Annotated in this window: 18 protein-coding genes; all 18 read left to right on the top strand. The window is 53.0% G+C overall.

The window, feature by feature from the left end:
• Nucleotides 1–191: 191 nt before the first annotated feature.
• On the top strand, nucleotides 192–821 hold the full coding sequence (locus tag QZQ29_RS04890; protein ID WP_296960477.1) for a CatA-like O-acetyltransferase: 630 nt from the start codon (nucleotides 192–194) through the stop codon (nucleotides 819–821).
• A 3-nt stretch (nucleotides 822–824) separates the two neighbouring features.
• Nucleotides 825–1,904, top strand: a complete 1,080-nt coding sequence (locus tag QZQ29_RS04885) for a YabN family protein (RefSeq protein WP_296960473.1) — start codon at nucleotides 825–827, stop codon at nucleotides 1,902–1,904.
• Between the two features lie 59 nt (nucleotides 1,905–1,963).
• On the top strand, nucleotides 1,964–2,269 hold the full coding sequence (locus tag QZQ29_RS04880; protein ID WP_296960470.1) for an HU family DNA-binding protein: 306 nt from the start codon (nucleotides 1,964–1,966) through the stop codon (nucleotides 2,267–2,269).
• A 291-nt stretch (nucleotides 2,270–2,560) separates the two neighbouring features.
• A complete protein-coding gene (locus QZQ29_RS04875; protein ID WP_296960468.1) occupies nucleotides 2,561–2,914 on the top strand; it encodes a YraN family protein in 354 nt (117 codons plus the stop codon).
• 26 nt (nucleotides 2,915–2,940) lie between these two features.
• A complete protein-coding gene (locus QZQ29_RS04870) occupies nucleotides 2,941–4,455 on the top strand; it encodes a YifB family Mg chelatase-like AAA ATPase (protein ID WP_296960465.1) in 1,515 nt (504 codons plus the stop codon).
• A 2-nt stretch (nucleotides 4,456–4,457) separates the two neighbouring features.
• Nucleotides 4,458–5,543 (top strand): DNA-processing protein DprA, encoded by a 1,086-nt coding sequence (gene dprA / locus QZQ29_RS04865; protein ID WP_296960462.1) that lies wholly within the window; start codon nucleotides 4,458–4,460, stop codon nucleotides 5,541–5,543.
• Nucleotides 5,544–5,844: 301 nt separating this feature from the next.
• The gene (topA, locus tag QZQ29_RS04860) at nucleotides 5,845–8,190 is read left to right on the top strand and encodes a type I DNA topoisomerase (protein ID WP_296960461.1); all 2,346 of its coding nucleotides are present in this window, start codon (nucleotides 5,845–5,847) and stop codon (nucleotides 8,188–8,190) included.
• Nucleotides 8,191–8,676: 486 nt separating this feature from the next.
• Complete coding sequence (gene trmFO, locus QZQ29_RS04855; protein WP_296960459.1) at nucleotides 8,677–9,987, top strand: methylenetetrahydrofolate--tRNA-(uracil(54)-C(5))-methyltransferase (FADH(2)-oxidizing) TrmFO; 1,311 nt, start codon at nucleotides 8,677–8,679, stop codon at nucleotides 9,985–9,987.
• A gap of 845 nt (nucleotides 9,988–10,832) precedes the next feature.
• Nucleotides 10,833–12,491 carry a phospho-sugar mutase gene (locus tag QZQ29_RS04850; RefSeq protein WP_296960457.1) on the top strand — a complete coding sequence of 553 codons (1,659 nt, stop codon included), beginning with the start codon at nucleotides 10,833–10,835 and terminating at the stop codon, nucleotides 12,489–12,491.
• Nucleotides 12,492–12,675: 184 nt separating this feature from the next.
• Entirely contained in the window at nucleotides 12,676–13,428 is a 753-nt protein-coding gene (locus QZQ29_RS04845; RefSeq protein ID WP_296960453.1) for an amino acid ABC transporter ATP-binding protein, read from the top strand.
• A gap of 14 nt (nucleotides 13,429–13,442) precedes the next feature.
• Nucleotides 13,443–14,135: an amino acid ABC transporter permease gene (locus tag QZQ29_RS04840; protein WP_296960450.1), complete on the top strand. Its 693-nt coding sequence runs from the start codon at nucleotides 13,443–13,445 to the stop codon at nucleotides 14,133–14,135.
• Nucleotides 14,136–14,739: 604 nt separating this feature from the next.
• Nucleotides 14,740–15,249 carry a hypothetical protein gene (locus QZQ29_RS04835; RefSeq protein WP_296960449.1) on the top strand — a complete coding sequence of 170 codons (510 nt, stop codon included), beginning with the start codon at nucleotides 14,740–14,742 and terminating at the stop codon, nucleotides 15,247–15,249.
• 20 nt (nucleotides 15,250–15,269) lie between these two features.
• Nucleotides 15,270–15,962 carry an MgtC/SapB family protein gene (locus QZQ29_RS04830; protein WP_296960446.1) on the top strand — a complete coding sequence of 231 codons (693 nt, stop codon included), beginning with the start codon at nucleotides 15,270–15,272 and terminating at the stop codon, nucleotides 15,960–15,962.
• A gap of 753 nt (nucleotides 15,963–16,715) precedes the next feature.
• Nucleotides 16,716–17,000: an Asp-tRNA(Asn)/Glu-tRNA(Gln) amidotransferase subunit GatC gene (gene gatC / locus QZQ29_RS04825; protein ID WP_296960444.1), complete on the top strand. Its 285-nt coding sequence runs from the start codon at nucleotides 16,716–16,718 to the stop codon at nucleotides 16,998–17,000.
• A 12-nt stretch (nucleotides 17,001–17,012) separates the two neighbouring features.
• Entirely contained in the window at nucleotides 17,013–18,470 is a 1,458-nt protein-coding gene (gene gatA, locus QZQ29_RS04820) for an Asp-tRNA(Asn)/Glu-tRNA(Gln) amidotransferase subunit GatA (RefSeq protein WP_296960441.1), read from the top strand.
• Nucleotides 18,467–19,912: an Asp-tRNA(Asn)/Glu-tRNA(Gln) amidotransferase subunit GatB gene (gatB, locus tag QZQ29_RS04815; protein ID WP_296960439.1), complete on the top strand. Its 1,446-nt coding sequence runs from the start codon at nucleotides 18,467–18,469 to the stop codon at nucleotides 19,910–19,912. The genes gatA and gatB overlap by 4 nt, the downstream gene beginning before the upstream one ends.
• Nucleotides 19,909–20,247 (top strand): hypothetical protein, encoded by a 339-nt coding sequence (locus QZQ29_RS04810; protein ID WP_296960435.1) that lies wholly within the window; start codon nucleotides 19,909–19,911, stop codon nucleotides 20,245–20,247. Before gatB ends, QZQ29_RS04810 begins: the two co-directional genes overlap by 4 nt.
• Nucleotides 20,248–20,532: 285 nt before the next feature.
• Nucleotides 20,533–20,769 carry a hypothetical protein gene (locus QZQ29_RS04805; protein ID WP_296960431.1) on the top strand — a complete coding sequence of 79 codons (237 nt, stop codon included), beginning with the start codon at nucleotides 20,533–20,535 and terminating at the stop codon, nucleotides 20,767–20,769.
• The last annotated feature ends 61 nt before the right edge of the window (nucleotides 20,770–20,830 follow it).

Genomic DNA, 20,830 nt, shown 5'->3' with positions numbered 1-20,830 from the left:
ACAACCCTCAGCCCGAAGGGCTGTCAAACCTTAGAACCCTAAGAACCTTCTGAACCCTCACGCCGCAGGCGTGTCCATAAGCCGCCACCACAACCCTCTGGCCACAGGCCGGTCAATCTTAAGAACCCTCACGCCAAAGGCGTGTCCATATGGTATAGTATACATAGAAACAAAGCGGAAGGAGGAATACCATGTTATTTACACCCATCGACAGAAGCCAGTGGGACAGGGAGGAGTATTTCTCCTATTTCCTGGACGAAGTGCCCTGCATGTACAGCATGACGGTGAACCTGGACGTGACGCCCATTATGAAGAGAAAGGAGCGGCCCTATCCGGCCATGCTCTATTTCCTTTCAGTGGTGGAGAACCACCACAAGCGGTACCGCATGGGCTTCAATGACAAGGGGGAGCTTGGGTATTTTGACATCGTCCACCCCAGCTACACCGTTTTCCATAAAGACGACCACACCTTTTCCAGTCTCTGGACGGAGTACAGCGAAGACTATGGCCATTTCCTTGCGTCCTACGAGGACGATGAGGCCCGCTACGGCAGGGTGAAGGGACTCTTCGGGAAACCGGACCGGCCGGTGAATCTTTTCCCCGTGTCCGTCATCCCCTGGGTGCCCTTCCAGTCCCTCCACCTCAGTTTCCCTAAGGCCTTCCGCTTCTTCTTCCCCATGTACACCCTGGGCAGGCTCCACCGGAAAAGGAGCCATTACTACATGCCCCTGGCCCTGGAGGTGCACCATGCGGTGTGCGACGGCTACCATGCAGGCCGTATTTTCAAAGAGGTACAGGCCCTCATTAATCAGTGGAGGTAGGACATGGAAAGAAATGAACTGATGCACATTCTGGAGATAAAAGGCCTCCTCTCCGGAGAAGACAGCTTCACCCTGGTCAGCGGCAGGGAAGCGGCGGTGGTTCCCGTGACCATGGCCCATGTGCTGGTGGTGAAGGACTGCCTTCCGGAAGAGGGAAAGACCCTGACCGCAAGGCTCCTTGCAGCCTATGAAGAGGATTCTCCATTGATTGTCATGAACCACGGGGACATCCTTCGGCTCAGGCTGAAGGAAATGGAAATCCGAAAGCCCGGCGACAGGGAAACCATCCTCTTTGACAGCCGGAAGGCAAAGGAAAGGGACCTTTCCTCCTATGACCTTGGCTCCCTTGAACATACGGTGCATCGCCTCCTTGCCCCCGGAGGCTGCCCCTGGGACCGGTCCCAGACCCATGAGACCCTGCGCACCTATTTCATCCAGGAAGTCTATGAAGTCATCGATGCCATCGACAGGAAAGACATGGACAACCTGAAGGAGGAACTGGGGGACGTGCTCTTCCAGATCATCTTCCACGCCGCCCTGGCGGAGAAGGAAGGGTACTTCTCCATGCAGGACGTGGCAGACGGCGTCAGGGACAAAATGGTGCGCCGCCACCCCTTCGTTTTTGACAAAAACGGCGGCGACAGCACCATTTCCGCCCCCCGGGAGTGGGAAAAAAGGAAAAGAATTGAAAAAAACAGGAAATATCTGCTTTCCGGCGTGCCTAAAGGCTTGCCAAGTCTGCTATTAACGTGTATAATTCAAAAGAAAGTTAGTTCCAATGGGCTTCAGGACCTTCTATTTCCTGAAGACCTTCCGGTGGACTTGAAGCAGCAGATTTCCCGCTTCCTGGAAGATGACCGTGAAATGGACAGGGAAAAGAAAGCAGGTATTTTCCTCTTCGCCCTGGTCCATTATCTGCAGGAAAAAGGAATCGAGCCGGAACTGGCTTTGCACCGCTCTGACACAGACTTCATGAGCCGGCTTCGTTCTTTTGAAGATTTCGTCATGCAGAAGGGGAAAAACCTTTCGGACATGAGCCCGGAAGAAACCCTGCGGTTATGGAAAGATTTCATTGCAGAATAACCTTCCCATTGGAGCTAAAGACGGTTTAACCGCCAATTATTAAAGGAGGATGTTTAGTTATGAACAAAACAGAACTCATCACAGCAGTTGCCCAGGAAGCAGAAATGACAAAGAAAGACGCTGAAAAGGCTGTCAAAGCAGTCCTTGACGTAGTATCCGGCGCTCTTGTAAAAGGCGACAAGGTACAGCTCATCGGCTTCGGCACCTTCGAAGTACGCCAGCGCAAAGCACGCGTAGGCCACAATCCTTCCACCCAGGCAGAAATCAAGATCCCGGCTTCCAAGACCCCGGCATTCCGCGTTTCCAAACAGCTGAAGGAAAAAGTCAACGCAAAGAAGACAAAAGCAAAGAAAGCAAAGAAATAATCTGTATACAGCGTAAAAGCCTCCCAATCGGGAGGCTTTTATTGTGGCTATGATTGAAACGAATAAGATTCGGGTCATTGATACGTTTTACCGATTCATTCCTTTTACTCATTGACGGATGGCTTTGTTTCACTTTACAATAGGGGAAATAGGGATTTGCAGGATACATTCCCATATTTATTGCGCGACTTAAATTTTGGACTTTGATAAAATAATAAATTTCAGAATATCCTTTATTTCTATGATGTTTTAACTTTTTGAATGCTGTTTTAAATGAAAAAGGAGCACCCTATGGAGAAGACATCATTTGGCCGGGAGGGAGAGGAACTTGCCAGGCGATATCTGGAGAAAAAGGGGTATCAGTTTCTGAATGGTAATTTCAGGACAGCCCATAGTGAAATCGACCTGATTATGAATGACGGAGGCACCCTTGTTTTTATAGAGGTGAAAAGCCGGCATAATCGGAGATACGGAGAGCCTGTAGAAGCGGTGAATCCGGCCAAGCAGAGGCATATCCGCATAGGTGCAAAAGCGTATGTTATGAAAAGAAGGATAGAGAACCGGCGCATCCGATTCGATGTGGTGGAAGTCATGGTCTCACCGGCAGGGGAGGCCAGATTCCGTCATACAAGGAATGCATTTTGATATTGTTGTTCCGTGGAGGGATTCATATGTATGCTAAGGTGCTGGGCACAACGACCTTTGGCCTTAACGGGCATGTCATCGGTGTTGAAGTGGATATTAACAAGGCTTTTCCTGCCTTCGATATTGTCGGCCTTCCGGCGGCGTCTATCAAGGAGTCTAAGGAACGGGTTCATTCGGCTATCCGCAATTCAGGTTATCATTTCCCTGTAGATAAGGTGACGGTGAATCTGGCACCGGCGGATTTGAAGAAAGATGGATCCGGTCTGGACCTGCCTATTGCCATGGGGCTTCTGGCAGCCAGCGGTGAAGTACCTCTTGAATGCTTTCAAAATACTATTTTTATTGGTGAATTATCGCTGAAAGGAGAAATCCGGCCGGTACCGGGCATCCTGTCCATGGTTCTGGCAGGAAAGGAAGCGGGGGTGTCCCGCTTTTTTATGGCGCCTTCTGTGACGAATGAAGCTCTTCTCTGCGAAAATATTGAGGTCTATGGTCCCAGAACCTTAAGGGAGCTGATAGAGTTCTTAATAGGGCATAATTCCATGGCGCCAGCGGTGCGCCATGAATCTGAACGTCCTGCTGTCAGTGATGTGGACTTTGCCGAAGTGCAGGGCCAGGTCATGGCTAAGAGAGCTATGGAAATTGCAGCTGCCGGCGCTCACAATGTTCTTATGACCGGTCCGCCGGGGTCAGGTAAAACCATGCTGGCCCGGCGCATTACCACCATCCTTCCTCCCATGACCAGGGAGGAGGCGCTGGAAGTAACGAAGATTTACAGTGTGGCAGGGCTTTTCAAAGCAGAAGATATTATGAGAGAGAGGCCGTTCAGAAGTCCCCATCATACGATTTCTATGGCAGGCCTCATTGGGGGTGGTACAATCCCCCGTCCCGGTGAGGTGACTCTGGCTCACAGAGGGGTACTTTTTCTTGACGAGCTTCCGGAATTTCCGCGGTCAGTGCTGGAAGTTCTTCGGCAGCCGCTGGAAGACAGAGAAGTTCATATTTCCAGGGTAAATGCCTCTTTTACCTATCCTGCTGATTTTATACTTATTGCGGCTATGAATCCCTGCCCCTGCGGCTATTTAGGAGACCCTGACCATCCATGCACCTGTACTGATGGTGAAATCAGGAGCTATGGGAGGAAAATTTCCGGTCCTCTTCTTGACCGTATCGACCTTCATGTTTCAGTGCAGCGGCCCAAGTACAGTGAACTGACAGCGACCATTAAGGGAGAGGCTTCTGCAGTGATTGCCAAACGGGTGGAAGAGGCCCGGCAGGTGCAGGCAGAAAGGCTTGCTCCCTGGCACATGCAGAACAATGCACAAATGGGGCACCGGCAGCTGAAGGAAACCTGTCAGCTGGATAAGGATGGCACGGAAATGCTTCGGGAAGTTTTCGAAAAACTTCATCTGTCAGCCCGCAGTTATGACCGGATTATCAAAGTAGCCCGTACAGTGGCCGACCTGGATGGAAAATCGGGTATCGAGGCTTCCCATGTGGCAGAAGCCATCAGTTATAGAAATATGATTCCCCGGAGGTGACTATGGACAAATACGCAGCGGCTTTGCCCGGATGTCCCCGGCTGGGGGCCAAACGTATGCGGGGGCTTATAGAGTTTTTCCATACGGCGGAAGATGTGTGGAAAGCGTCGGATGAAGAAGTTCGCAAGTCCCATGTGCTCCATGGAAATGGAGAAGCAGCTTTCCTTGCGTGGCGTCATGAAACGGACCCGAATGAGGTCATGGAAAAAATGGTTCAAAATAATATCCGCTGCTGTACCTGGGAAGAGGAGGACTACCCGGCTCTTCTTCGAACCACAGCCAATCCACCGGCAGTACTGTTTTATAGAGGAAAACTCCCGGATAATGAAAAGCTGATAGCTGTAGTAGGATCCAGAAAAGCCAGCGCCTATGGAGTACAGACGGCCGGACGTTTTGCCAAAGGTCTGGCGGAAGAAGGGGTTACCATTGTTTCCGGCGGCGCCAGAGGCATAGACAGTGCATCCCACGAAGGAGCATTGGAAGGGAAATCACCTACCATTGTAGTGGCTGCCTTTGGTTTGGACAGGGTATATCCACCGGAAAACAGGAATCTTTTCCACAAAATTGTGGAAGAAGGTGGCGCCATTATTTCAGAGTACCCCTTGGGAACGCCGCCTCTTGGAAGGCAGTTTCCTGCCAGAAATCGAATCATAGCCGGCATGTGCCGGGGAGTTATCGTGGTGGAAGCAGCAGAACGAAGCGGCTCCCTGATTACCTCCGATTTTGCACTGGAAGAAGGACGGGATGTTTTTTCTGTTCCCGGAAGTATCTATGTCCCTTCCTGTAAAGGCACTAATCAGCTTATTCGGAATGGCGCCATCTGCTGTACTTCTTATAAAGATGTTCTTTCTGAATATGGCTGGGAAAAACAGGAACCAAAAGCAGAAAAAACGGGCATGGAAGCATTGACCCTTGAAGAAGAAATGGTATACAAATTCTGCTGCACGGAAAATGAAGTACAGGCTGAGGATATTCTGCAACAATCTTCACTTCCTGTAGTTAAATTGACAATGATTCTTCTGCGTCTCCAGCTGAAGGGATACATAAAAGAAACCGGGCCGGGAAGGTATGTGGTCATAGGGCAGTAAGCAGGTCCGCTGCCCCTTTACCGCTATCCACTGTTGCCCAGTCCCCAATCCCAATCCCGATCTCGACCCCGACCGCGCCCTCAGGTGCTCACCAGCCACTAGTTAACTAGCCCACTAGTCCACTAGTTCACTAAAAAACCTTTGCCATTTTCTTTTTTTCTTATATAATTACATATGACTTATGAAGAATTCAGGTTTCCCATGGATAGGGGGAGCTTATATATGAGCCGGTGATTCTGCTTTGTGCGGGAGATTCCGGTTTTCATATTTTTCCCCTGGTACTGCAGAGGAGGAAATAGATTTGCCTATTACAAGAACGATTACGATAGAGAAGAAGAAACGGGGCCGGAAGGCGAAGGCGGCATCTGCTGCGCCTGTGCTGTTTAAGAGGAAGCCGAATCCCAAGGGGAAGACGCTGGTGGTGGTGGAATCACCGGCGAAGGCGAAGACCATCGAGAGGATTCTGGGGCCGGATTACAAGGTGATGGCATCGAAGGGCCATCTCCGGGATCTGCCGCAGAAGACGCTGGGGGTGGATATCGAGAACGGTTTCAAGCCGGAGTATGTGGACAGCGCGGAGCGGGAGTCCATTATCAAGGATCTGCAGAAGGAAGCGAACCGCTGCAAGACCGTGCTTCTGGCAACGGACCCTGATCGCGAGGGGGAGGCTATTTCCTGGCATCTGTCGAAGCTTCTGGATGTGAATCCGGAGGATAATGTGCGCATTGCGTTCCATGAAATCACGCCGCCCGCCATCCGGGAGGCCATCAAGCATCCCGGGCCCATCGACATGAACCGGGTGGATGCGCAGCAGGCGCGGCGTGTGCTGGACCGTCTGGTGGGCTACAAGCTGTCGCCCTGGCTGTGGAAGCTGATTTACCGTGGCCTTTCGGCAGGCCGGGTGCAGTCTGTGGCTACCCGTCTCATCTGTGAGAGGGAGGAGGAAATCCAGGCTTTCAAGCCGGAGGAGTACTGGACGGTGGAGGCCCTTTATAAGAAGGATGATTCGGAAACCTTCAAGGCCAAGCTGGTGCAGATCGACGGGAAGGAAGCAGCCATCCACAATAAGGAGGAGGCCGACGCCGCGGTGGCGGATATCGACGGGAAGGAGGCGGAGGTGCTTTCGGTCACCCGTTCCCGGAAGCAGAGGAAGGCAAAGCCGCCTTATACCACGTCCACCATGCAGCAGGATGCGGTGAACCGTCTGAATTTCAATTCTAAGAAGACTATGATGCTGGCCCAGAATTTGTATGAAGGCATCGAAATCCCCGGCCATGGCCACGTGGGGCTGATTACGTACATGCGTACCGACTCCACCCGTATTTCCGATGAAATGATTGCCCAGGTGCGGCCTTACATTGAAACGGTGTACGGCGAGGAGTACCTGCCGCCTAAGCCCAATGTATTTGCAAAATCGAAGAAGGCCCAGGATGCCCATGAAGCCATCAGGCCCACGAGCCTGGAGTTTCCTCCCGACGCCCTGACCTCCGTCCTTTCCAGGGACCAGCTCAGGCTGTATACGCTCATATGGAACCGTTTCATCGCCTGCCAGATGGCGCCGCAGATCCAGATGACCATCACCGCCCTTCTGGGCAGCGGCCGCTGCACTCTCCGTGCCAGCGGGAGCCACGTCCTCTTCGACGGCTTCACCATCATGCAGCCGGTGAAGGAGAAGAAGGGGGAAGGGGAGGAAACGGGTTTCCTGCCGCCGCTGAAGAAGGGGGAAATGGTGAAGAATGTGAAAACCGAGGGAGAGCAGCATTTCACAGCGCCGCCGCCAAGGTACACAGAAGCCAGCCTCATCAAGACACTGGAGGAAAAGGGCATTGGCCGTCCTTCCACCTATGCCCCCATTCTGGACACCATCCAGAAGAGGAAGTACGTGGTGAAGGAAGGAAAGCAGTTTGTGCCTACGGAAATCGGCTTCAAGGTGACAAACCTCCTGAAGAAATATTTCGAAGGCATTATCAACGTGGATTTCACGGCGAACCTGGAAAACTGGCTGGATAAAATCGCCGACGGCCACGCCACCTACAAGAAGGTGATGACCGATTTCTACAAAGTCTTCGACAAGGAGCTGGAAGCGGCCAACGGCCAGGCGGACAAGGAAAAGAAGGAAAGCCAGGAAGTGACCGACGTGAAATGCGAAAAGTGCGGCGCCAACATGATTGTCAAAATGGGCCGCTACGGCAAGTACCTGGCCTGCCCGAACTATCCGGACTGCAAAAATATCAAGCCCTACAGCATTTTGAACGGCCCGGAGGAAGTGTCCGACGTGAAATGCGACGAATGCGGCACCCTCATGGTCTACCGCGAAGGCCCCTACGGCAGATACTTGAAATGCCCCAACTGCAACGCCAACAAGGCCATCGTAGTGGACACCGGCATCACCTGCCCCAAGTGCCACGAAGGCCACATGGTGCAGAGAAAGACCAGAAGAGGCCGCACCTTCTACGGCTGCAGCCGCTACCCCAAGTGTGACATGGCCCTGTGGAATGAACCGATCAATCAGTTCTGCCCCACCTGCGGCTCCATTATGGTGAAGAAAACATATAAAAGCGGTAAGGAACTCATCTTCTGCTCTAACCCGGAGTGCCCCACCAATCCCAAGAAAAAGGGGAAGGGGAAGAGGGCAGAAGATAGATGATAGAAGGTAGAAGATAGAAGATAGAAGATAGAAGGTGGGGCGGTTGACCGCTTACTGCTGTCCGCTGACCGTAGAAATCGGAAAGCCCTGCCTTTTGCCTGTCATCCTGGGCGGCAGAGGGGGCAGAAAAGGCGTCGGTTTTGTATCACCGTATCAGCGCCATGCCTGGCGTGATTCATGCAGCAGGGGAGAAATCCCGTAACGCAGGCTCCTTTCTCAGAAAGGAGCTGCTCGATAGGGCTGAGGATAGGTCCGAAAACTCAAAGAACTGACGCCCCTATCCTCCGTCGCCTGCGGCGCCACCTCCTTCCTAAAGAAGGGGGCTCTGGCTCTTCGTCCTGCAGCAGTGAAGACACAGAAGCCAATCCCGTAACGCTGACTATATACTCATCGCCGAAGGCGATACCTTCCCTTCTGAACCCTTTGAACCTTCTGAACCCTTTGAACCCGGGGCCGCTTCGCGGCCCCCATAATAGGAGAAATCAATTGAACGATCATATTACAGTAATCGGCGCCGGTCTGGCGGGCAGTGAGGCTGCCTACCAGCTGGCGGAAATGGGGATTCCCGTAACCCTTGTGGAAATGAGGCCCCAAAAGCAGACTCCAGCCCATCACACTCCCTATTTTGCGGAGCTGGTGTGCAGCAATTCCCTTCGTGCCGCAGCCCTTACCAATGCGGTGGGGCTTTTGAAGGAGGAGATGCGGCGCCTTCATTCTGTCATCATGAAGGCCGCCGACAGTCATGAGGTTCCTGCCGGCGGCGCCCTGGCAGTGGACCGCATGGGCTATGCGAAAGAGGTGACACGGCTGGTGAAGGAACATCCTCTGGTCACTTTTGTGGAAGAAGAGGTTACCGCCATCCCGAAGGAGGGCATTGTCATCATTGCTACAGGACCACTCACCGAAGGGGCTCTGGCAGAGGATATTGAAAAATTCTGCGGCGGCGAAGGATTTCATTTCTACGATGCCGCCGCTCCCATCGTAACGAAGGAATCTCTGGACATGGACGTGGTGTACCGCATGTCCCGCTACAACAAGGGCGAAGCGGCGTACTTGAACTGTCCCATGAACGAGGAAGAGTACAAAGCCTTCCGTGAAGCCCTCTGCACAGCGGAAATGGCACCGGTTCACGGCTTTGAGAATAAAAAGGTCTTCGAAGGCTGCATGCCCATCGAAGTCATGGCTGCCCGGGGAGAAGATACCATGCGCTTTGGCCCCATGAAACCGGTGGGCCTGCCGGATCCCCGGACCGGGAAAGACCCCTACGCCGTGGTGCAGCTCCGCCAGGACAATGAGGATGACACTATGTACAACCTGGTAGGTTTCCAGACCCATTTGAAATGGGGCGAACAGAAACGGGTCTTCGGTATGATTCCCGGCCTTGCCCACGCCGAATTCATCCGCTACGGCGTTATGCACCGAAACACCTACATGGACTCTCCGGACCTCTTGAACGCCACCATGGAAACAAGAAAAAGGGAAGGCCTTTTCTTCGCCGGCCAGATGACCGGCGTGGAGGGCTACGTGGAATCCGCCGCCTCCGGCATCGTGGCCGCTTGGAGTGCTGCAGCCAGGTTCCTTGGTAGGCCGCCTGCCCCCTTCCCCAGAGAAACCGCCATCGGTGCTCTCTGCCACTATATTTCCCACTTCGAAGGGAAAAACTTCCAGCCCATGAACGTGAACTTCGGCCTCATTCCGCCCTTGGAAAAACGGGTGCCGAAAAAAGAAAAGAACCGGATACTGGCAGAAAGAGCCCTCGCCGGGCTGGATGAGTTTATTGCCGCTTCGCGGAGATGAGGACACGCCTCTGGCGTGCACAGCGAACATGATTTGAAGGAGCAAAGCGACGCGCAAATCATAGTGAGTCGTTTCCCCTTTAGGGGTGAGGGTTGACGGGCCTTGGGACCGAGGTTTGACAGGCCTGCAGCCTGAGGATTCTAAAGTTTGACGCGCCGATGGCGCGAGGGTTGTGGTGGGCGCCTTTTAAATAATTGAAGGCGCCAGTTTGTATAAAACCTTTACAACCGGGCTTCGCCCGTGGGAAAATAGGCAGATCGCCCTGGCGGGCGGGGGAAAACCATAAAACTGGGCCTTGTGGCCCGTGGAAATGCACCCCTTCTGCCGCCTGCGGCGGCGTCTCTCCACGGGAAAGCGTCTCACACGATTCTCTGTCGCCTACGGCTCCCTACGAATCGTGTTCGCTTGCCACCCCGGAGGGGGGAGATTCTAGCGGCACTATGCTTTGCGATGCTTATGAGACCAAAAGCTGAGCGGAGAGCAGACTTCCCCCTCCGGGGTGGCAAAGGAACTGGATTTGTAGGGGAGTGAAGCGACCCGAAAATCCAGTGACATGCTTCCCTTTAGGAGAAGTACCGACGTAGGCGGGGATAGGGGTGCATTTCCACGAGCGAAGCGAGGTTGTACGGTTTTCGCTGCCAAAGGCAGCGCTGCCGCGAAGCGGCGATACCACCCCCTCTGAACCCCGCCGCCTACGGCGGCCTATAAACTGCCGCGAAGCGGCCACCACAACCCTCAGACCGTTAGCGCCGTCAAACTTAAGAACCCTCCGGCCAAAGGCCGGTCAAACTTCTGAACCCTCAGCACCGAGAGGCGCTGTCTATTAAATAAAGGAATCGAAAACAATGGGATATAAAGAAACTTACAAAGACTGGCTCTCCTGGGCCGATGAAAGTACGAAGGAGGAGCTTTCCTCTCTTCATGATGAAAAAGAAATAGAGGACCGGTTCTACAGGGACCTGGCCTTTGGCACTGCCGGGCTCCGGGGGATTATGGGCGCCGGGACGAACCGTATGAACCGGTATACCGTGGCTCGAGCCACGAGGGGGCTTTCCGATTATCTCCATGCCCTGTATCCGGAAGAGCTTTCCCGGGGTGTGGTGATTGCCTATGATTCGAGAAATCATTCCCAAGAGTTTGCGAAGGAAGCGGCTGCCGTTCTTACGGCAGCGGGGATTCCGGTGAAGATTTTTAAAGAGCTGGAACCGATTCCGGTGCTCTCTTTCTCTGTGCGTCATTTCCATGCCCTTTCGGGTATCGTCATCACCGCCAGCCACAATCCGCCGGAGTACAATGGCTACAAGGTGTACGGCGAAGACGGGGGACAGCTGGTGCCGGCAAAGGCGGATGTTCTCACGGAGTATGTGGAGAAGGTGAAGGACCTGGCCCGTATTCCCGACGAGGCGGATGAAAAGCTCATCACCTGGCTGGGAGAGGATGTGGTGGACCTTTTCATCGACACCATTTTCAAGGAATCCCGGTACCATGGCAATCCGCCGGCGCTGAAGGTGGTGTATACGCCTCTCCACGGCAGCGGAAATGTGCCGGTCAGAATGATTCTGGCAAAGGCCGGTTTCAAAGACCTTCATATAGTGAAGGAGCAGGAAATGCCGGACGGCAATTTCCCCACCGTGTCTTCTCCGAATCCGGAAAATGCAGACGCCCTGTCCCTTGGCATCCGGCTGGGAATGGAAATAGGGGCGGACATCGTCATCGGCACGGATCCCGACAGTGACCGCATCGGTGGCGCTGTCAGAAACGGCAGCGATTTTACCCTGATTTCCGGAAACCAGATGGGCGCGCTCCTGACCTATTTCCTCCTTTCCACCGGAAAGGACAGGCTCGCGTCTGCTTCCACAATCGTGAAGACTGTGGTGACCGGAGAACTTTCCGCCGACATTGCAAAGAGTTTCCACGTGAAGGTGGTAGAAACTTTGACGGGCTTCAAGTACATCGGCGAGAAAATCACGGAGTGGGAACATGACAGCGCCCATGATTTCGTCTTTGGCTTTGAAGAAAGCTACGGGTACCTTGTCGGCACCCATGCCAGGGACAAGGACGCCGTGGTGACGGCCATGGTGATCTGCGAAATGGCGGCCTATTTCAAAGAGAAGGGAAAGACATTCTCCCAGGTGCTGGCGGCGCTCTATGAAACCTACGGCTTCTACTATGATAAGAGCCTTTCCTACACCCTGAAGGGCCTGGAAGGGGCTCATCGCATTGCATCCATTATGGAAGAGGCCCGGGCCATGGATATGAAATCGCTGATTTCGGAGATTGTGGAGACCCTGGACTTTGAAAAGGGCATCGACGGCCTTCCCAGGGGAAATGTGCTGAAGTACCGCCTGGCAAACGGCGGCTGGTTTGCCATCCGTCCCAGCGGCACAGAGCCGAAGATTAAATTCTACTACTCCCTGAAGGGAAAGGATGAAACAGAAGCGGTCCGCCTCTTTGAAAGGTATCGGAACATTCTGGAGAAGCGGTTCGGCCTGCAGACTGTATAAATATACTGCATAAACTTATGATATGCAGGAAACGGGGGATTTTCCTTTTTCATAAATAGCCCCTGCATGGTGCATTCTCTCTTGCGGAAGAGGGAATGCATTTTTTATGCAGTTTATGCAGAAAATAGTTGACTAAACTGTATATTTATGCTAGAATCTTCACAAATAGAAGGGCGTGAGACAAATGGAAAATCAGAAAAACATTATTTATGAAATAAAGCACCTCCGGAAATCATTCGGAAAGGTGGAAGTGCTGAAGGATATCAGCATGAAAATTGAAAACGGGGAAGTATGCACCATCATCGGGCCTTCCGGTTCCGGAAAAAGTACGTTCCTCCGCTGCCTGAACCTCCTGGAAAAACCCACCGGCGGCGAGCTGTGGTTTGAAGGGAAAAGGGTGAACGAAAAGACGGACGTGAAAATGCTCCGCCGGGACGTGGGCATGGTGTTCCAGTCCTTCAACCTGTTTCCCATGTTCACCGCCGTGGAAAACGTCATGTATGCTCCCGTGCATATCAAGAAACTTCCGAAGAGCCAGGCTAAGGAAGAGGCCATGGAGCTTCTGGACCGGGTGGGGCTGGCGGAACGGGCGGACTACTACCCCGGCGAACTTTCCGGCGGCCAGCAGCAGCGCGTGGCCATCGCAAGGGCCCTGGCCATGAAGCCGAAAATGCTTCTCTTCGATGAACCTACCTCGGCCCTTGACCCCGAACTGGTGGGCGATGTACTAACGGTTATGAAAGAAGTGGCCCTGGCCGGCATGACCATGGCCGTTGTGACCCACGAAATGCAGTTTGCCAGAAGCGTCTCCAATCATGTAGTGTTCATGGATAAAGGATATATTGTGGAAGAAGGAAATCCGGAAGATATCTTTACCCACCCTAAAGAAGAAAGAACACAGACATTCCTGAAGCGTCTGCTTCATGCTGATATTTAAGGAGATGAACATCTATGGAAATGGTCATAGACACGGCAGTCAAATACAATGACATATTCATGTCAGGCGTTAAAATCACAATCATCATATCCCTCCTGTCCTGCTTCTTTGGACTTCTTCTGGGCATTGTCCTTGCGTTCATGAAGATTTCCGGCATCAAAATCCTGCAGGCCATCGCAGCGGTTTACGTGGAAATCATCCGCGGCACCCCGGTGCTGGTGCAGATTTCCCTGGTCTTCTTCGGCCTGCCCTTCCTGGGCATCCACTTCCCCAGCTTCCAGATCCTGGGCGTGGACTTTGAAAGACTCTCCGCCGGCGTTCTGGCCCTCATTATCAACTCCGGCGCCTACGAATGCGAAATCGTCCGCTCCGGCATCCAGTCCATTCCTAAGGGCCAGCTGGAAGGCGCCATGTCTCTGGGCTTCTCCAAATGGGAATCCATGATCCGCATCATCATTCCCCAGGCCATCCGGAACATCCTCCCCGTCATCGGCAACGAATTCGTCACCCTCATCAAGGAATCCTCCCAGGTCTCCGTCATCGGCATGGCGGACCTCATGTACACCGCCACCACCATTCAGGGCATCAGCTTCCAGCCTTTCCCGCCCTTGGTCATCGTGGCCCTCTACTACTTCATCATGACCTTCTTCGTTTCCATGTGCCTTAGAGTCCTGGAAAGAAAACTCAAAGTCAAAAGCGTAAGATAAGAAAAGCACCTGCCCTGGCAGGTGCTTTTTGAGTGTATAATAAAAAGGGCCGCGAAGTGGCTGAGATCGGAGATGGGGATCGAGGATCGGGGGGCCGCGACACATTGTCATTTCGACCGCAGTGAAGCGGGAGTGGAGAAATCTCCCTGTTATACTGTGGCTGGCAGCTAGTGGCTGGGAAAATCATACAACCGCTCTGCGGGCGAGGGAAAAGAGGCACCAAAGGGGGGAAAAGCCGCCAGAGGTGGCTAATTCATCGCTATGCCGAGAGTGACTTAAGTAGAAGGAAAGGAAATCCCGTAACGCTGACTTTATAAGCATTGCCCGCAGGGCAATCCACAACCCTCAGCCCGAAGGGCTGTCAAACTTAAGAACCCTCCGGCCATAGGCCGGTCAATCTTGAGAACCTTTTCCCGAACCTTCCCCTTTGAACCCTCTGAACCTTTTGAACCTTCTGAACCCGGGCCGCTTCGCGGCCCCTGGGCGATACCACAACCCTCAGTGGCCATAGGCCGCTGTCAAACCTTAGAACCTTAAGAACCTTCGAGCCGAAGGCCCGTCAACCCTCACGCCCGAAAGGGCGTGTCCATAGAAAGGAGATTCCATGGCAGAATACCATTTTGATACATTAGCTAAAAAAGCAGGCATTACTGTAAGCAGCACCGCTCCCGTCTTAAGCGGAGAAGATGCGGAAAGGGCCATGCATTCCATTTCCTTCCGCTTTTCCATCACCGACGGCTATCTCACGGAAAAGGGCGGACAGTTTGACTATGTCTTTGATTTCTCCCGCCATACCTTTGAAAGAAGCGACTGGCGAAGCGGCGTGCCGGCTGTGGTGAAAGGGGAGATTCCGGATAGGGTGGAGGATAATTTCATTAAGGCCGTTTCCTTCATCCTAACCCTGCCGCAGACCCATTTTGTGACGAACACAAAGTCCATGGAAGTGAATACCAATGCCTGGGAACGGGAGAAGTACGGGCCCATCAAGCGGTATACCCGCTGCGAGGTCCGCATGGGGGAGCACTTCTTCCGGTGGGTGGCGGAAAAGGATGGGGACAGTCCTTTTAAAGAGCTTTATGATGCCCTCACAGCCCTTCGCGCCGCTGTGGATTGATTTCATAAGGAGGGATTTCATTGGACGGATTTGTGGAATTCTGCCAGTCCTGGACCATGGGCGGCATAGCCACCCGCCTCTTTCTGGCCACCCTGGCGGGCGTCATTATCGGCATGGACAGGGAATATAAAAATAAAGGCGCCGGCATCAAGACCCATGCCCTGGTATGCATCGGCGCCGCTTTATCAATGATTGTGAATGAATTTATCCTCCGCACTTTTCCCACCTCCAATACGGATCTCGCCCGTATGGGGGCACAGGTCATCAGCGGCATCGGTTTTCTGGGCGTGGGCACCATCATTGTTACCGGACGAAATGAAGTCAAAGGCCTTACCACCGCCGCGGGCCTCTGGGTCTGCGCCGGCATAGGTCTGGCCGCCGGCATCGGCTTCATCAAAGGTACCATTCTATCCCTCCTCTTCGTCATCTTCATCCTTCGGGTACTGGAACCCATGGACAAGAAACTCCGCGCAAGGTCCCGGGAATTTGACCTTTACATCGAATTCAAAGATCTGGAATCCATCCACCAAGTGATTGCGGAGCTCCGCAGCCAGGGTGTCAAAGTGTCCAACTTCAGCATCTATAAAAGAAGAGAATCCGTCATGGCTCCTGCCGCCACCCTCACCGTCAAAGTCCCCAGACATGGAGAGCATGAAATCTTCATCCAGCAGATACGGCAGATTGAGGGAATTATCTATGCGGAGGAAATATGACACGCCCTTTCGGGCGTGAGGGTTGACGGCCCTTCGGGCCGAGGTTTGACAGGCCTGCAGCCTGAGGATTCTAAAGTTTGACGCGCCGATGGCGCGAGGGTTGTGGTGGGCGGCTCCGCCGCCAGTTTGTAGAAAACCTTCACAACCGGGCTTTGGCCTGGGGAAAACAGGCAGACCGCCTTTGCAGGCGAGGGGAAAACCATACAACCGCGCCTTTAGCGCGATGGAAATGCACCCCTTCTGCCTACGGCACCTCCCCCTAAAGGGGAAACGACTCACTACATTTTGCGCGTCGCTGGCGCTCCTTCAAAATGTGTTCGCTTTGCATCCACGGGAAAGCGTCTCACGAAATTTTCAGTCGCCTTATGGCTCCCTACAAATTTCGTTCGCTTGCCACCGGAGGAAGCATGTCACTGGATTTTCGGGTCGCTACGCTTCCCTACAAATCCAGTGACATGCTTCCCTTTAGGAGAAGTGGTGCGCAGCACCAATAGGGGTGTATTTCCATCGGGCGCAGCCTGGTTTGCCTGTTTTTACGCCCGTAGGGCGGTTTTGGGGTTTTCCATTTCGCGAAGCGAAATTATATACTTATCGCCGAAGGTGATACCACCCCCTTTGAACCTTCTGAACCAGCCCGCCTCTGGCGAGCCGAACCTTCTGAACCCGGAGCCGCCAAATGGCGGCTCCTTTCCAGTTGTGATATAATTGAAAAGGATTTTTTATATCAAAATCATTACTTAAGGAAGTGTGTCTATGAAAATTACCACCGAAGAAGCAAAGAAGATAGCCCTTCTTTCCCGCCTGGAATTCTCTCCGGAGGATCTGGAGAAGATGCGTGATTCCATGAACAGCATTTTGACCTATATGGAAGAGCTGAACCAGTACGACACCACCGATGTGGCGCCTACGGTTCATGCGGTGGAGCAGTACAATGTGATGCGGGAAGATGTTCCCCATACATCTTTTACCAATGAGGAAGCACTGATGAATGCGCCGGACGCTGAGGACGGCTATTTCAAGGTGCCCAAGATTATTTAAGGAGGAAATAGAGTGGGTTATACGATTCATGAACTCCATGAGCAGCTGGTGAAGAAGGAAATCTCCGCTGTGGAATTAGCGAAGAAAATCATGGTTCACCGTGATAGTGTGGAGGGGGATATTCATGCGTACCTGTCCACCAGTGACGAGGCGGCTTTGAAAACCGCCGAAAGGGTGGATGAAAAGATTGCAAGGGGAGAGGAAATTTCCGACCTTGCCGGCATCCCCGGAGCCATTAAGGATAATATGTGCATTAAAGGGGAAACCTGCACCGCTGCGTCCAAAATGCTGGAACACTGGGTGTCTCCCTATGATGCCACTGTCATTGAAAAGCTGAAGGCAGCCGATTTCATTTCCCTGGGCAAAACAAACATGGATGAATTCGCCATGGGCTCTTCCACTGAAAGGTCCGCTTTCGGCCCCACCCATAATCCCTGGAACACGGACTATGTGCCCGGCGGCTCCTCCGGCGGCTCTGCAGCCGCAGTAGCTGCTACGGAAGCCATCTGGTCCCTGGGCTCCGATACCGGCGGATCCATCCGCCAGCCTGCCTCCTTCAACGGCATTGTAGGCCTGAAGCCTACCTACGGCCTGGTGTCCCGCTACGGCCTTCTGGCTTTCGCATCCTCCCTGGACCAGATCGGACCTTTGACGAAGGATGTCACCGACGCTGCCATTGTGCTGAACGCCATTGCCGGCCACGACGAACGGGATTCCACCTCCATTCCCCAGGAAAAGAAGGACTACCGGAAAGCCCTCGTCCGCGATGTGAAGGGCATGCGCGTAGGGGTTCCGAAGGAATTCTTCGGCAAAGGCATTAAACCGGAAACGAAGGAAGCCATCGATAAAGCCCTTGCTTTCTATGAAAAGGAAGGCGCTGAAATCGTGGACGTTTCCATTCCCCATATCAACAGCGGCGTGTCTGTGTACTACATCATCGCCCCCGCAGAAGCCAGCTCCAATCTGGCCCGCTATGACGGCGTCAGCTACGGCTTCCGTGCGGAAGGCAAAGATATTATCGACATGTATATCAAGACCAGAAGCCAGGGCTTCGGCGAAGAAGTGAAGCGCCGCATCATGCTTGGCAACTACGTTCTTTCCGCCGGCTACTACGACGCCTACTACCTGAAGGCCCTGAAGGTGCGCACCCTTTTGAAACAGGAATTTGACGAAGCCTTCAAGAAATGCGACGTCATCGCGGCTCCCTCCGCTTCCGGCACTTCCTTCAAATTCGGCGCTTTCTCCGACCCCCTGTCCCTGTACATGGAAGATATCTGCACCGTTCCGGTAAACCTCATTGGCGCACCGTCCATCAGCATTCCGGTAGGATTCAAGGATGACATGCCCCTGGGCATGCAGCTCATCGGAAAAACCCTGGGCGAAGAAACCATCCTCCAGGCAGCCTATACCTTTGAACAGGCCCATCCGGAATTCACAAGAACCGCACCGAAAGGAGAAATCAAGGAATGAAGTACGAAGCAGTTATCGGCCTGGAAGTTCATACAGAACTTCAGACAACCACTAAAATTTTCTGCAGCTGCAGGACATCCTTCGGTGCAGACCCAAATACCAACGTCTGCCCCGTATGCCTGGGGTTGCCGGGGGTCCTTCCGGTACTGAACAAAAAGGTACTGGAATATGCTGTCAGAGCGGGCCTTGCGCTGAACTGTGAAATTTCCCGTTTCAGCAAATTCGATCGCAAAAACTACTACTACCCGGACCTTCCCAAAAACTTCCAGACCTCCCAGTTTGACCTGCCCATCTGCGAGCACGGCTACCTGGACGTGGAAGTGGACGGCGAAAAGAGGCGGATTCGCATCACCCGGGCCCATATGGAAGAAGACGCAGGGAAACTGGTGCACCACGGCACATCCATCACCGACTCCGACTACTCCTTAGTCGACTACAACCGCACCGGCACCCCGCTTCTTGAAATCGTGTCGGAACCGGATATGCGCTCCGCCAAAGAAGCGGTGGCCTACATGGAAAAAATGAGAGCCATCCTCCAGTACGTAGGCATTTCCGACTGCCGCATGGAAGAAGGAAGCCTTCGCTGCGACGCCAATGTATCCGTCCGTCCCGTAGGCCAGAAAGAACTGGGCACCAAGACGGAAATCAAGAACATCAACTCCTTCAAAGGCGTGGAAAGGGCCATCGAATACGAAGCCATGCGTCAGGCTGAACTTCTGGAAGACGGCGGCAAAGTGGTGCAGGAGACCCGTACCTGGGACGAAAAAGAAGGGGTCACCAAGAGCATGCGTACCAAGGAAGAAGCCAACGACTACCGCTACTTCCCGGAACCGGACCTGGTACCTTTCACCGTAAGCGATGAATACATCGAAAACATCCGGAAATCCCTGCCGGAACTGCCGGATGCCAGAAAAGAAAGATACATGAAAGAATTCGGCCTCTCCTCGGAAGACGCCGTCTTCATGACCAACGACAAAGCCACAGCCGACTACTTTGAAGCCGCCGTGGCCGCCGGCGCCGACCCCAAGGCCGCTGTCAACTGGCTCATGGGCGAATTCGCCAGCCAGCTCTCCACCGATGGCATCGAAATTGACAAAGCCCCGGTATCCGCAGAAAACCTGGCAGCCCTTTTGAAACTGATTTCCAAAGGCACCATTTCCGGCAAAATCGCTAAAAAAGTCTTCGCCACCATGTGGAAAGAAGGAGGGAACCCGGACGACATCGTCAAAGCCCAGGGCCTTGTCCAGATTTCCGACACCGCAGAACTGTCGAAACTGGTGGACGAAGTGGTAGGAAACAACCCCAAAGCCGTAGAGGACTTCAAGGCAGGCAAAAAGAAAGCCGTAGGCGCCCTGGTGGGACAGATCATGAAAGCCACCAAAGGTAAAGCCAACCCCAGAGTCATCAATGAACTGTTAAATAAGAAACTCCAATCCCTATGAACGACGACCACAAAAATAAGGAAGATACAGAAGTCAGAGAAGAACCCAGAGTCATGACCAAAGACGACGTCCATGACTACCAGGGTCTCACTCTGAACGAAGACGGGCAGGAAGAGAAAAAGGAAGAAGAGGAAGGATACACCATCCACATCCGAAGCTTCAGTCTCAAAAAAATTCCCCTCTGGAAAAAAGCCCTCTTCGCCGCCGGCCTTGTCGCCTGCGCCATCATCTTCATCATGCTGGCCATAGCAGCTGCCTACTTCTTCGTAATAGGCGGTGCCATCATCCTCATTGCCGGTGGGGTGGTGTACCTTCTGAAGAAATACATACTGTGAAATACTGTCAAAAAAGAGCTTCCCGAAAGGGAGGCTCTTTTTTAGACATAGTTCAGGAGGTTCAGCGGGGGAGGCTGCGCTGGCTTATGGGATCAAAGGATAGAATGTACAGAAAAAGCTGGGAGGAAATGGGTGGTCATTTCTTCACAGCCCTTTTCTTTACGCTGTTCACAGGAAGTGGTCAAAAAAGGCTTATCCTGAGAAACTTTCCACTACCCATAAGGCTTTATTTTCCTTATACTATATATAGGAATGCCAAAGGTTTCGGGAAGGAGCTGAATCGCCATGAAAGAGATGGGCTATGGGTTTTACACGGAACGGGACTGGCGCCTTTTCTCCCGGAAGGTGGACCAGTGGTTGGAGCGGTACTACCGGATAAAAAATGAGGATTACCGCAGGATACTGGACGGGAAGAGCCTGGACAGTAAGAAATGGTGGAATCTTTATAAACAGATGAAGAAGGACATCCACTTTCTGGATGAGGCCACCGAGATGAGCAGGAGCCACCTAGGGAAGCACTGATTAATTCATAGAGTTTCCTTTTATAAGAATTTTTATGCACTGCTTCGTCATGGACCTCCTT

It is taken from the genome of uncultured Dialister sp. (genome assembly GCF_900538805.1).
In the GTDB taxonomy this organism is placed as follows: domain Bacteria; phylum Bacillota; class Negativicutes; order Veillonellales; family Dialisteraceae; genus Dialister.
This window is presented reverse-complemented; position numbering and strand designations above follow the sequence as displayed.